Here is a 13,096-nt window from a genome sequence, read left to right on the forward strand (position 1 = left end):
GTTGAGCGGCTCCCGCCCCAGGGTATGAACACCGCCGACGCCCACCACCAGATTGCCGTTGGGCAGCAGGCGGATTTCGTGGGGGCCCAGGCCGAAGCCCCGGTATTCCGACACTTTGTTCAGCCGGCCAGCGGTCAGCTCATAGACGCCGATGATGCCCTGGCTGCTGTCGCTGACTCCTTCGGTGGTGAACAGCCGGCGACCATCGGCGCTGAACACGCCATGGCCGTAGTAGTGACGGCCGGGATCGGCCATGCGTATCTGTAGTTTTTCACCGGTTCTATGGTCGAACAGGTAGAGAAAGCTGCCGGGGCGGCGGGCATGACAGACCGCCAGCGGCAGCTGGGGATGCACCGCCATGCCGTGACCCCGGTCGGGCAGCGGCAGTTCGAAGCGCAGGCTGCCATCCAGGTTAAGCGCCTGCACCACATAGCGGTTTTGATCCCGGCGACCGCCGCCGATCAGGTAGCGTTGCGGGCTGCGGGGCAGGGCACAACCGGCCAGCCCCAGGCTGCACAATACGCCGGCGGCGGACAGGCCTTTCAGAAACTGTCGCCGTTGCATCAGTCACCGTCCGTGGAGTTGAAGCCGAGGTTCAGGCCTAGATCGGCGGGCAGCCGCTGTTTCAGCTGATAACCCAGCTGATCGAACGACAGCTTGAAGCGCAGCAGGGCGGCGTAACGATCCCCTTCCAGCCAGTAACCCAGGTTGTTGCCTTCGGGCAGGTGCTTGAGGGTGTCGGCAAAGGCCTTGTCCAGCGCCTTGATAACGGGGGCATGGTTCGGATCTTGCTGCAGATAGGCGCGAATACCGCCGTTTCGATACTCCTGCTCCAGCGAAACCAGACTTGTGCGCATAAAGTGCAGCGACTGACCACTGCGCCAGGCCTCGGCAAACAGCGGCCGTGGGTGTGCGACGGTATTCAGCGGCAACACCAGTTTCTTTTTTATGCGGTCGTAACGGTGAGCCAGCTGGCCCAGGATCTGGGTCAGCAGCGCAGTGGCGCCACCTTGTTGTTGCATCTGGATCAGTTGCTGCTGGTAACCGTTCGCATCATGCCAGGCGGCACTCAGCTGTTGGCCGTTGGCCGCCAGCCGGATGCCGATTTCCGGAACCAGCAGGCAGCGCTGACTGGGGGCGAGATCGCTTTCGAGCAGATATTCCATGGCACCCAAGGTGGTGGTGGCGCCTTGGTACTGGATGGGCTGTCCCTGTTCGGCGGCGGTCAGCTGTCGTTGCAGCTGCTTGCCGGTGGTGTCTTTCTTGTCGGGCCAGAACTGAAAGGCGAAGCTCAGTCCTTCGGCATCCAGCGGGCCGCCGCTTTGCCCCTGATGGGCGCTCCAGGCGGCGAAGCTGCTGCGCCAGTGCTGCTTGAGCTCGGCTAGCGAGTCTTGTTCTGTGGCAGATGGTGGCTGTTGGCAATAACCGGTGCCGGCCTGCTGCAGTTGCTGCAGCTCGGTGGCCAGCTCGTCTGCCTGCTGGCGCATGAAGCTCAGGTGATGATCGGACAACGCCTGCAGGGCGGGGTCGGCCGGTGGTTGACTCTGGCAGGCGGTGAGGGTGCCGAGGGTCGCGAGCACTAACAGGGATTGCTTCATAGGGACTCCAGAAAGGCGATAAGCCGGGCACGTTCTTCGGTGCTCATGGCGATGACGCTTTGCTTGGCGGCTTCGGCTTCGCCGCCGTGCCATAGAACGGCTTCCAGCAGGGTGCGGGCCCGGCCGTCATGCAGGTAATGGGCCTGGCTGCCGGCAACTTCGCTGGCATAGCCCAGGCCCCATAACGGCGGCGTGCGCCATTCGCGGCCGCTGGCTTCAAACTCGGGTCTGTTGTCGGCCAGCCTTTCGCCCATGTCGTGCAGCAGCAGGTCGGTATAGGGATAGATTTTCTGGTGACTCAGGGCCGGACTCTGGTGCTCGCCCGTGGTCCAGGACGGGGTATGGCAGCCGCTGCAGCCCAGGGCCAGAAACAGTTGCTGGCCGGCCATGACGTCCGGATCATTCAGGTTACGCCGGGCGGGCACCGCCAGGTGCTGGCTGTAGAAGGTGACCGAGTCCATGATGGCATCGCTGACTTCCAGCGCGCCGCCATCGGGATACCGACCGCACCCCTGAGCCGGGGTGCAGTCGTCGGCGGGGAACAGAGCGGAGCTCAGCCCCATGTCGCCGGCAAAGGCTCCGGCATTCTGCTGGCGTAGGTTCGGCTGTCCGGCTTTCCAGCCGAAGCGGCCGACGACGGTATTCTCGGCGGCGATGTCCCATACCCGGTTGGCGCGACCGCTGATGCCATCGCCGTTGCTGTCTTGCGGATCTTCGCGCACCAGCAGGTCGGTTTCATCGATGGCTTCCAGCAGCCCCAGGCCAATCATGGGCGGCGCTATGCGGGACGAAAACAGGGTATCCGGGTGCAGCTCGCCGTAGCCGAGATCGGTCACCGTCAATTGTGGCTGGCGCAGCTCCACTCTGGTGCCGTCACTCAGGGTGACGTTGTGGGTCTGATAGTCGAGCTGTACCTTGCCCTCGGGCCGGGCGCCGGGAATAGCCATGTCCTGCAGCTGGCCACCATAGATGGGCTCGTTGATCACGCCGTGCACGCGCAACCTCTCCTGCTGCGCGGGGCTGCCGTCGGTTGGGATCGACAGCCGCACCAGCATGCTGACCGCGTTGTCGTCGGCAAACTGCGGCGGGTGGCCGCGGCCGTCCTTGACGTGACAGCTCTGGCAGGCGTTGGTGTTGAACAGGGGGCCCAGACCATCGCGGGCGTCGGTGGTGGCGGGGGCCGTCACCCAGGGATTGCGGAAGAAGCTGTTACCGACCGAGAAATCCAGCCGTTTTTCAAAGCTGAGGTTGGTGGCGGGCATGGAATAGGCGTTGGCACCGGTCTTGTCGGTGGTGGTGGCGCCCCCGGGTTTGGCCGGGTTGGCCTGCGCGTTCAGGGCCAGGGTGGCGCCGAGCAGCAAGCTGCCGAGTCGAAAAAGCATGGAGACTCCAGAGTAGTGGGCACACCTTGTTCATCAGAGCGTTTGGCCGCCCGGAATACGCGGCCAAAGGGCCAGCTCCACCGACACGCTATGAATACCTCCATGTACGCTCTCCGTTTCATCCCTGAAACGAAAGGTCGGTGGAGCAGATCCCTTTGGCCTCTTGTTGGCACAGAAGCCGTCTGTTATTTGTCGCCTGAAGATCTGGTTACAGCCTGATGCTCAAGGGGTGCTGCCGAGGGGAGGCGTCGGAGCCGGGGCTCCGCCCTCCCGCTTGATATATTGAGCAATTAAACGCCGGGTTGCCGGGCTCAGAACTCGTGATCGGCGGTATCCGGGCTCAGGTTGTTGATGCCGATGGTGCTAGCGGCGAGCTCGATGGCTCGGGTCTGCTCGACCAGGCCGTCGATGGCTGCCTGCACCAACTGGTTACCGGCCGGGTTGTCGGCGGCAATCAGTTGATCGAAATGCACCTTGTTCAGCTCGGCAGACTCCACCAGTCGGTAGACGCCTTGCTCGCTCTTGCGCATCTGTACGCCTATCTTCCTGGCGGCATCCGCATCCTGCTGGGCCACAAGTTGCAGCAATGAAGGACCCTGCAGTGTGCTGCCATCGATGCGCTGATACTCGCCGAACATCAGGTTAACGATGCCTTTCTCGTTGTAGTAATGAGAGTGGTGGGTATTGTCGGAGAAGCAGTCATGCTCGTCTTCCACCGAGTTGGCGACCAGTGCGACCTTCATCCGTTCGCCGGCCAGCTCGCCCAGCGAGAGGGAGCCCATGCCGAACAGCATGCGGCGCAGGCCTTCTTCGGCGGGCAGGGCGGTCAGTTCGGCACGGTAGTTGTCGGTCTGGCCCGGCTGCCACTGGCTGCTCATCCAGCCCAGATCGCTTATCAGCAGCTGACTGGCGGCCTGCAGGTAATCACGGCGGCGATCGCAGTTGCCGTTGGTGCAGTCGGCACCCAGCGCATAGTCGGTATAGGGACGCTCGCCGGCACCCGGAGCAGTACCATGCAGATCCTGACCCCAGAGCAGAAACTCGATGGCGTGATAGCCGGAGGCCACGTTGGCCTCGGAACCCGCCAGTTCATTCAGGCTGGCCAGAAGCTCGGGGGTGATGTTGCTGACATCCAGCTGCTTGCCGCCGACCTGCAACACCTTGTTGGCGATGATGTTGGCGGTGGCACCGTCGTTGCCCAGCTCGTGCTGGTAGTCGGTCGCTACATAGTCGATCAGGCCTTCATCCAGCGGCCAGGCATTGAGCTGGCCTTCCCACTCGTCCACGACCGGGTTGGCGAAGCGGAAGGTTTCCGACTGCTGATAAGGTACTCGGGCTGCTTTCCAGGCGGTGCGCGCCTGAGCCAGGGTCTGCTCGCCGGGGTTGGCCAGTAACTGCTTGATGGCTACATCCAGTTGCTCGGCAGCCGTCAGGGAGTCGGCGTACACCGCATGAGCAATGTCGGCGTAGTGCTCGACCACTTGTTTTTGACTGACGGCAGGGGTACTGGTCTGGGCGCAACCGCTCAGCAGGGCGCCAATGGCGGCGGCGAGCACGAGTTTCGGGTAAGGCATCCGAGTATCCTTATGACTATGCGTGTGAGAATCGTTTGTATTAACAGGAGGGATGGTAGCGTTTTTCGGCAACTAGCCGCAAGAAGTAGCAGAAAAAATGTCTGGCTTCGTATGGGAGGCAGTCATTATATTCGCCTCACGCCAGTCCTTAGCCGCAAGCTTTTGTTGATTTCTGGTGACAGTAGAAAATCGGACAAAGGGCCAGCTCCGCCGACTCGCTATGAATACCTCCATGTAAGCTCTCCGTTTCGTCCCTGAAACGGAAGGTCGGCTGAACAGATCCCTTTGTCCTCCTTGAAGCTCAGGCGTTGTCTGTTTGTGGTGCCAACATTTCACTCGGGTATCAAGAGGTGGCTGCAGGGATTGCCTCAGCCGACCGTTAAATGCCAGGGATGGCATTTGCTGAGCGTCACAGGATGTGCTTGCAGCGGGTCGGAGGAGGCAACCCTGTTGCCTCTTTATTCCACACGTTGATTTATAACTAAGAGACAGGCCTCAAGCTTCAGCCTTTACGACAATTCGGCAATATCGGCTATCACGGCGCCGAGTAGGGTCTGCAGGCTGTCGGCGGCGATGCCCACCGACAATCCGCGCTTGCCGCCGGATACCAGCACGAAGGGGTGCTGCTGCGCCGAGGCGTCCAGCACGGTGGGCAGTCGCTTCTTCTGGGCGAAGGGGCTGATGCCGCCCACCTTGTAACCGGTCAGCCGTTCCGCCTTGGCCGGCGGCATCATGTCGAGCTTCTTCACCCCGGCGGCCTTGGCCAGCCGCTTGAGATTGACCTTGCCGGAAGAGGGTACCAGCGCCACCACCACCCCTTGATCGCCTTCGGTCAGCAGCGTCTTGAACACCTGCTCCGGCGGCACCTGCAATTGCCGGGCGGCGTGGGCGCCGAAGTCATCCAGCGTGGTGCACTCATACTGGTGCTGGGTAAAAATGGCCTTTTGTTTTTCCAAAAACAGAATGGCGGGGGTCATGGCAGAGTCCGTAATAATGAGGCGGCAATATGGCTCGATTATGCAATTTTTTCTTAAGCGATTAAATCGGTGAGAGGGCCACCTCTTGTTACGGAAGGCAACTTTATGTTAACAAGAACCCTTTCGTGATCCGTTCCGGATGACACCACTTTAATCAGAGAGAAATATCATGCTGGCCCTGGTCACTCAGTTATTCCCGTTGTGGGCGTTGTTATTGTCGGTTCTTGCCTTTGTTCAGCCAGAGCTGTTTGTCGGGATCAAGGGGCAGATAGTGCCGTTGCTGACGATTATCATGTTGTGTATGGGACTTACGTTGAGTTTCAAGGATTTTCGCAACGTGCTGGCCAGCAGAAAGGCCTTGCTGGTCGGCGTGGTGCTGCAATTCTCCGTGATGCCACTGGTGGCCTTGCTGATCGCCACCCTGTTCGGCTTCGATGCCGAGCTGACCGTGGGCATGCTGCTGGTGGGTAGCGTGGCCGGTGGTACTTCCTCCAATGTAATGTGCTATCTGGCCAAGGGAGATACGGCGTTGTCGATTTCGATGACGGCAATATCTACCCTGCTGGGTGTGGTACTCACCCCTGTGCTGGTGGCACTGCTGGTAGGGCAAAGCGTTGATGTGCCGGTGGAGTCCATGCTCATCAGCCTGCTGCAGGTCGTGGTGGCACCGGTGCTGCTGGGTGTGGTCATCAATTACCTTGCCGGCGGACTTATTCGAAAACTGGAGCCGGTGCTGCCGTTATTCTCCATGGCCGCCATCGTGTTGATCATCGCCATCGTAGTGGCACTGAATGCGGACAACATCGCTCATATCGGCGGCATAGTTGCTCTGGCAGTGGTGCTGCACAATAGCTGTGGCCTGGTGCTGGGTTATGGTGTTACCGCCCTGATGGGCTTCGACAAGAAAGTCTGCCGGACCATCGCCTTCGAAGTGGGGCTGCAAAATTCCGGCCTTGCGGCGGCACTGGCGATGAAGTTCTTTACCCCCACGGCGGCTTTGCCCGGCACCCTGTTCAGCGTGTGGCATAACATATCCGGCTCTCTGCTGGCCGGCTACTGGGCCAGGAAGCCACTGACTGTAGATACCACTTCAGCAAAAGTGGTGAGCGAAGGATAAGGCAGCCACCAAATGATATAGCGAGTTGAAAAAGCCCCATCGCCGTTAGGCGATGGGGCTTTTCTGGCTATATTGCTAACGCAAAATTAAGTAAAGGTCTGTATTCCCGCGTAGAGATCGGGAGTGAGATAAAATCGGGCAACTCCGAGGCTGAAGGAGAGTAAAGGGGCTCACTGAGCCGACCGTGACATGCCAGGGATGGCATGTCCGAGCCCACATGGATGTGCTCGTGGCGTGTCGGCGTTGTGACCCCTTTGCTCGACTGTGCAGAATGTTTCTTCTTACAGCTGATAGCTTGCCGCTTCCAGCTTTGTTATCCCGTATTTCGCATGCCGGCGGCGATGCCGGCGATGGTGACCATCAGCGCCTGATCCAGCACCGGGTGAATTTCACCCTGCTGGCGCGAACGGTTCAGCAGCTCGGCCTGCAGCACGTTGAGCGGATCCGTGTAGGGATTGCGTAACTTGATGGATTCCTTGATCCAGGGCTCATCGGACAGCAGCTCTGCTTCTTCCTTCAGTTGCAGCACCAGCGTCGTGCTGGCCTGCAGTTCGTTACGCAAACGCTTGCCCAGCGGCTTGAGCTCGGCCGGTACCAGCAGGCTATCGTAGTAGGCGGCCAGGCCGGGGTCCGCCTTGAGGAACACCATTTCCAGCATGTCGAGCCGGGCGCGGAAGAAGGGCCAGCGCTTGTTCATGGCTATCAAGGTGCTTTCCTGCCCGTCGGCTATTACCTTTTCCAGCCCCTTGTGGGCGCCGAGCCAGGCGGGCAGCATCAGCCGGTTCTGGGTCCAGGCGAAAATCCAGGGAATGGCGCGCAGGCTTTCCACCCCGCCGTCGGGCTTGCGTTTGGCTGGCCGCGAGCCGAGCGGCAGCTTGCCCAGCTCCAGTTCGGGGGTGGCGGCGCGGAAATAAGGCACGAAGTCCGGCTCGCCGCGGATAAGCGACCGGTAGTGTTCGCAGGAGACATCGGCCATGGAGTCCATCAGTTTGCGCCACTGGGGCTCAGGCTCGGGTGGTGGCAGCAGGTTAGCCTCCAGCACGGCGCTGGCATAGAGCGCCAGGCTGTCGATGGCTACCTTGGGCAGGCCGAACTTGAAGCGGATCATCTCGCCCTGCTCGGTGACCCGCAGGCCGCCGAGAGTGGAGCCGGGAGGCTGGGCCAGAATGGCCTGCCGGGCTGGGCCGCCGCCGCGGCCCAGGCTGCCGCCCCGGCGTGAAACAGGGTCAGCTTGATTTGTTCCTGCTCGCTGATGGCGACCAGTTTTTCCATGGCGCTGTACTGGGCCCAGCCCGCAGCCATCATGCCTGCGTCCTTGGACGAGTCGGAATAGCCGATCATCACGAACTGGCGGCCCTGCAGATAACCGCGATACCAGGGCAGGTGATACAGCTGCTCGATCACCTCGGCACCGTTGTTGAGGTCGTCAAGGGTCTCGAACAGGGGCGCTACCGGCAGCGGGAAGTCGACGCCGCACTCTTTCAGCAGCAGTTGTACCGCCAGCACATCGGACGGAGCGCCGGCCATGGAGATGATGTAGATGCCGAAGGCGTCTTGCGGGTGGTCGGCGATGACCTTGCAGGTATCCAGCACCTCCTTGGTGTCGGCGCTCGGTTGCCACTGGCGCGGCAGCAGCGGACGACGGGAATTGAGCTCGTTGAGCAGAAACGCCTGCTTGTCGGCCTCGCTCCAGTCGGCGTAATCGCCGAGGCCGAGGTAACGGGTGATTTCGGCCAGCGCCTGGGTATGGCGTTCGCCGTCCTGACGCACATCCAGCTTGAGCAGATGAATACCGAAACAGGCTACCTTGCGGATCACGTCCAGCAGCAGGCCGTTGGCGATCTTGTCTAGACCGCATTCCTGCAGCGAGCGATAGCAGAGCTCCAGCGGCTGGCGCAGTTGCTCTGTGGTGGTGATCAGATCCCGGGCATCGGTACTCTGGCCCTGCACCCGGGCGTTGAGGTGCATCAGGGTTTCGCGCAGATCTTCCCGCAGGGTGCGCAGTATGGCCCGGTACGGCTCGTCGCTCTGATCGGTTGCGCGATAAAGTTCATCATTGGCCTGGGACATCGACAGCTCGGACACCAGTTCCTGAATGTCGTTGAGAAACAGCGAGCTGGCCATCCAGCGGCCGAGCAGCAGTACTTCCCGCGTTACCTTGGCGGTGACGAAGGGATTGCCGTCCCGGTCGCCGCCCATCCAGGAGGCGAAGCGTACCGGAGAAGCGTCCAGCGGCAGCCGGATGCCCAGCTGCTCATTCAACTGGCTGTCGAGTTGGCGCATGAACCTGGGCAGGGCGGGCCAGAGGCTGTTTTCGATCACCGCAAAGCCCCATTTGGCTTCATCGACCGGGGTCGGCCGCTGGGAGCGGATTTCGTTGCTGTGCCAGGCCTGGGTGATCAGCTGCTCGACCCGGGCCAGCAGCTCGGCCTTTTCCGGTTCGGGCAGGTCCAGTTCCAGCGCCGCCAGGCAGTCGTTGAGCTGAACGTGCTTGTGGATAAAGGTGCGGCGGGTCACTTCGGTGGGGTGGGCGGTCAGCACCAGTTCGATATCCAGCGCGTCCACCGCCGCCTTGATGCTGTCTTCATTCACGTCGGCGGCTTTCAGCCGATCGAACACCTGGCTGAGTGGGCCGGAGCCGGCTTGATGCTGTGTTTCCCGGGAGATGGTATGAAACTGCTCGGCCACGTTGGCCAGGTTGAGAAACTGGCTGAAGGCGCGAGCCACCGGCAGCAGCTCGTCGTCACTCAGGTGCTTGAGCGTATCCAGCAATTGCTGCTGATCATCATCGTTGCCCTGGCGGGCCGACTTGGCCAGCTGGCGGATGGTTTCTATCTTGTCGAGAAAGGCCTGGCCGTGGTGATCCTTGATGGTATCGCCCAACAGTTGTCCCAGCAGGCCGACGTTAGCCCTGAGTGCCGCATGATTATCCATATCTGCCTCATCTGTATAGTATAGTTGTTATAGCTTTTTGTTTCCGCTGAACGTTATCTAGCCACCTTTCGCTATACCGGTCAATCTCGCCGAGGACGGACCGGCATTTTTGGGATCTGTTTCGCTAAAAATGAAAGGGAGGGAGTCGTGAGGCGATAGGGGTAAGGGGGATAATTGTGCAGGCCCGAATAAATTCGGGCCTGCAGGGGCTATCTGTTTAGCCGGGCGCGAGTTTCAGGTTTTACCCCTCACACTGCCGGCCTCACGCCTCACGCTTTTTCTGCCAGACAGAAACGGCTGACCAGCTGTTGCAGTACCTTCACCGTTGGAGTGACGAAGGACAGGTCCAGATATTCGTCGGGCTGGTGTGCCTGGGCTATATGGCCCGGGCCCAGCACTATGGTCTGGCAGCCCAGCTGATTGATAAAGGGCGCCTCGGTGCAGTAGTTGACTGCCTCGGCCTTGTTGCCGGAGATGGATTCTGCCGCCTTAACCAGCTCGCCTTCCGGATCCGTGCCATAGGCCGGAATGGGCTCGTGCAGGTGGGTCAGTTCCAGAGCCTTGGGATACTGCTCCTTGATTGGCTCCAGCGCGTGGTGCAGCAGGCCCAGCAGTTCGTCGGGGCCCACGCCGGGGATGGGGCGCATGTCGAAGTGCAGTTCGCAGCAGGCGCAGATTCGATTTGGGCTGTCGCCGCCACTGATATGACCCAGGTTGAGGGTGGGCTGAGGCACCTTGAAATGGTGATTGCCGTAGTTTTCCTTCAGCTGGCGCTGCAGGTCCAGCAGTCGGCCCATCACCTGATGCATGATTTCCAGCGCGTTGACACCGTTGGCCGGGTCCGAGCTATGGCCGCTTTTGCCGGTGATGCGAATGGCTTCCGACATGTGGCCCTTGTGCATCATCACGGGTACCAGGCCGGTGGGTTCGCCGATCACCGCATAATCGGGCTTGATGGCCATGGCGCTGGCGATGGCGCGGGCGCCGGCCATGGTGGTTTCTTCGTCGGCGGTGGCCAGAATACGGATGGGCTTGTTGAGCTTGCTCAGATCCAGGTCTTTCAGCGCTTCCACGATAAAGGCGAAGAAGCCCTTCATGTCGATGGTGCCGAGGCCGTAGATTCGGTTGCCTTCTTCGGTGAGTTTGAAGGGGTCTTTGGTCCAGCGGCCCGGATCGAACGGCACCGTATCGGTATGGCCGGCCAGCAGCAGGCCGCCGTCGCCTTCGCCTTTGGTGGCCAGCAGGTTGAACTTGCCGGGCAGGTCGGGCAGTTCGGTGACCTCGACCGCAAAGCCGAGCTGGCTGAACCAGTCTGCCAGCAGTCGAATCACCTGCTCGTTACTCTGATCCCAGCTACTCTCTGTGCTGCTGATGGAGGGGAGGGCGATAATGCTGCGGTACATGTCCAGCAGTTTGAGCGATGTCATAGGATCTCCGTCGGAAATTATCTAATTTAAATTCAGCACAATTGCATAAATATGTTTTTATTGCTAGGCTGCCAACTTGTTCTTTTCCGGGTAACTAGCGTAACAGATGGCCATGTCTTTCCTCCCTTCGATACAGCGACGACGACAGCTCGCCTGAGCCTTTTCTCTAGGGTGACACAAGCCCTGAAAACACGCTAGGCTGACGCCTGCATCTATACCAAGACGAATTCAAACTGACGGATACGCCCATGTTAAAAGCTGCAATTATTGGTGCCAGTGGTTATACCGGAGCCGAGCTGGCCGGTCTGATCCAGGGCCACCCGAATCTGACTCTGTCCGGCCTCTATGTGTCTGATGGCAGCCAGGATGCGCATAAACCGTTCGCCAGTCTGCACCCGCGCTGGCGCGGAGTGATAGACCTGCCGCTGCTGCCGCTGGATGACGAAGCCCTGAGCCGCATTCATACCGAAGCGGATCTGGTGCTGATGGCCACCGCCCATGAAGTGAGCCACGATCTGGCGCCGGGTTTTCTGGCCAAGGGGCTGCCGGTATTCGATTTGTCCGGTGCCTTCCGGGTACCCGGAGAAGGCTTCTACGAGCGCTTCTATGGTTTTCAGCATCAGCACGGTGACTGGCTGAGCGAGGCCGCCTACGGTCTGGCCGAGTGGAATCAGGACGCCATCAAGGCGGCGAAGCTGATTGCCGTGCCCGGCTGTTATCCCACGGCCTCGCTCAGCGCGCTTAAGCCGCTGCAGGCCGCCGGGCTGATTGCCGAGGGCAGCAAGCCTATTATCAGCGCCGTGTCTGGTGTCAGTGGTGCCGGCCGCAAGGCAAGCGTGGCCAACAGCTTCTGCGAAGTCAGCTTCAAGCCCTATGGTGTGCTCAATCATCGCCATCAGCCGGAGATCAGCCATCATCTGGACAATCAGGTGGTGTTTCAGCCGCATCTGGGCAACTTTATTCGCGGTATTCTCGCCACCATCTATGTACAGCTGAACGACAACGTCAGCGACGAGCAGATTGCCGCAGCCTACAAGCAGGCGTACCAGGGGCAGAAGATCGTGCGCCTGACCGGTCAGTGGCCGCAGATTAACGACGTGGCGGGCACGCCCTTCTGTGACCTGCACTGGGCCCGGGACGGTAACCAGCTGATCGTGGTCTCGGCGATAGACAATCTTCTGAAAGGCGCGGCCAGTCAGGCTATTCAGTGTATCAATATTCATCAGGGATTCTCGCCGCTGGCGGGCCTGGTTCAGGAGTAATCAAGGATGACAACTCAAGCATCACAGCCGTCACCGGCACAACAGCCGCTGGTCATCAAGTTGGGTGGCACCCTGCTGGAAAGCGACAAGGCCCTGGCGGCCCTGTTCACCACCCTCAAGGCCTTCTTCGATGATGTCGGTCGTCCGCTGGTGCTGGTGCATGGCGGCGGCGTGCTGGTGGATAACCAGCTCAAGGCCATGGGCCTGACCTCGACCAAGAAAGACGGTTTGCGGATAACCCCCTTCGATCAGATCCCGGTCATCGCCGGTGCCCTGGCCGGTACCGCCAACAAGCTGCTGCTGGCTCAGGCCATCGCCCATGGCATCAATTCGGTCGGCTTGTGTCTGGCAGACGGCGGCTTGTGCCGGGTCAGCCAGCTGGATCCGGAGCTGGGTGCCGTCGGCCAGATTGAAGGCGGCGACGCTACTCTGGTCAGCACCCTGCTGAAGGGTGGCTTTCTGCCCGTGGTCAGCTCCATCGGCATTACCTTCGATGGTCAGCTGATGAACGTGAACGCGGATCAGGCCGCCACCGCCATCGCCGAGATCCTGGATGCGGATCTGGTGATGTTGTCGGACGTGAGCGGTATTCTCGACGGCAAGGGTCAGCGTATCGCCGAACTGAACGAAGCGAACGCCTTGGATCTGATGCAACAGAACATCATCAAGGACGGCATGGCGGTCAAGGTCAAGGCGGCGCTCAAAGCCACCAAGACCCTGGGCAAGCCGGTGGCCGTGGGCAGCTGGCGCTATCCGGAACAGTTGTTGTCGCTGCTGGCCGGCGAGTCCGAGTACGGCACTCGGATTTCCCATTAAAGGAGGGGT

The 13,096-nt window shown here is 60.6% G+C and carries 9 protein-coding genes and 1 pseudogene; 3 read left to right on the forward strand and 7 right to left on the reverse strand.

Annotation, left to right across the window (positions count from 1 at the left end; translation table 11 throughout):
- The 5 genes from UN63_RS13010 to ybaK all read right to left on the reverse strand — a co-directional run.
- On the reverse strand, positions 1–564 hold a 564-nt coding region (locus UN63_RS13010; protein ID WP_146084750.1), incomplete at its 3' end, for a DUF1513 domain-containing protein.
- On the reverse strand, positions 564–1,598 hold the full coding sequence (locus UN63_RS13015) for an imelysin family protein (RefSeq protein ID WP_104487197.1): 1,035 nt from the start codon (positions 1,596–1,598) through the stop codon (positions 564–566). The genes UN63_RS13010 and UN63_RS13015, both read right to left, overlap by 1 nt.
- Positions 1,595–2,980, reverse strand: a complete 1,386-nt coding sequence (locus UN63_RS13020; RefSeq protein ID WP_104487199.1) for a di-heme oxidoreductase family protein — start codon at positions 2,978–2,980, stop codon at positions 1,595–1,597. Before UN63_RS13020 ends, UN63_RS13015 begins: the two co-directional genes overlap by 4 nt.
- A 311-nt stretch (positions 2,981–3,291) precedes the next feature.
- Positions 3,292–4,554 (reverse strand): imelysin family protein, encoded by a 1,263-nt coding sequence (locus tag UN63_RS13025; protein ID WP_104487201.1) that lies wholly within the window; start codon positions 4,552–4,554, stop codon positions 3,292–3,294.
- 509 nt (positions 4,555–5,063) lie between these two features.
- Positions 5,064–5,531 (reverse strand): Cys-tRNA(Pro) deacylase, encoded by a 468-nt coding sequence (ybaK, locus tag UN63_RS13030; RefSeq protein WP_104487203.1) that lies wholly within the window; start codon positions 5,529–5,531, stop codon positions 5,064–5,066.
- Positions 5,532–5,700: 169 nt separating this feature from the next.
- Between ybaK and UN63_RS13035 the strand changes: the two genes are divergently transcribed.
- Complete coding sequence (locus UN63_RS13035; protein WP_104487206.1) at positions 5,701–6,648, forward strand: bile acid:sodium symporter family protein; 948 nt, start codon at positions 5,701–5,703, stop codon at positions 6,646–6,648.
- Between the two features lie 313 nt (positions 6,649–6,961).
- Here the strand turns inward: UN63_RS13035 and ppc are convergent.
- Together ppc and argE are read right to left on the reverse strand one after the other, a co-directional pair.
- Positions 6,962–9,582 (reverse strand): annotated as a pseudogene (ppc, locus tag UN63_RS13040) (phosphoenolpyruvate carboxylase).
- 269 nt (positions 9,583–9,851) lie between these two features.
- Complete coding sequence (gene argE / locus UN63_RS13045) at positions 9,852–11,009, reverse strand: acetylornithine deacetylase (protein WP_104487208.1); 1,158 nt, start codon at positions 11,007–11,009, stop codon at positions 9,852–9,854.
- Between the two features lie 248 nt (positions 11,010–11,257).
- Between argE and argC the strand changes: the two genes are divergently transcribed.
- Positions 11,258–12,271, forward strand: a complete 1,014-nt coding sequence (argC, locus tag UN63_RS13050) for an N-acetyl-gamma-glutamyl-phosphate reductase (RefSeq protein ID WP_104487211.1) — start codon at positions 11,258–11,260, stop codon at positions 12,269–12,271.
- A gap of 6 nt (positions 12,272–12,277) precedes the next feature.
- Complete coding sequence (gene argB, locus UN63_RS13055; protein ID WP_104487213.1) at positions 12,278–13,087, forward strand: acetylglutamate kinase; 810 nt, start codon at positions 12,278–12,280, stop codon at positions 13,085–13,087.
- Positions 13,088–13,096: the final 9 nt, after the last annotated feature.

It is taken from the genome of Oceanisphaera arctica, from assembly GCF_002936955.1.
GTDB lineage: Bacteria > Pseudomonadota > Gammaproteobacteria > Enterobacterales > Aeromonadaceae > Oceanimonas > Oceanimonas arctica.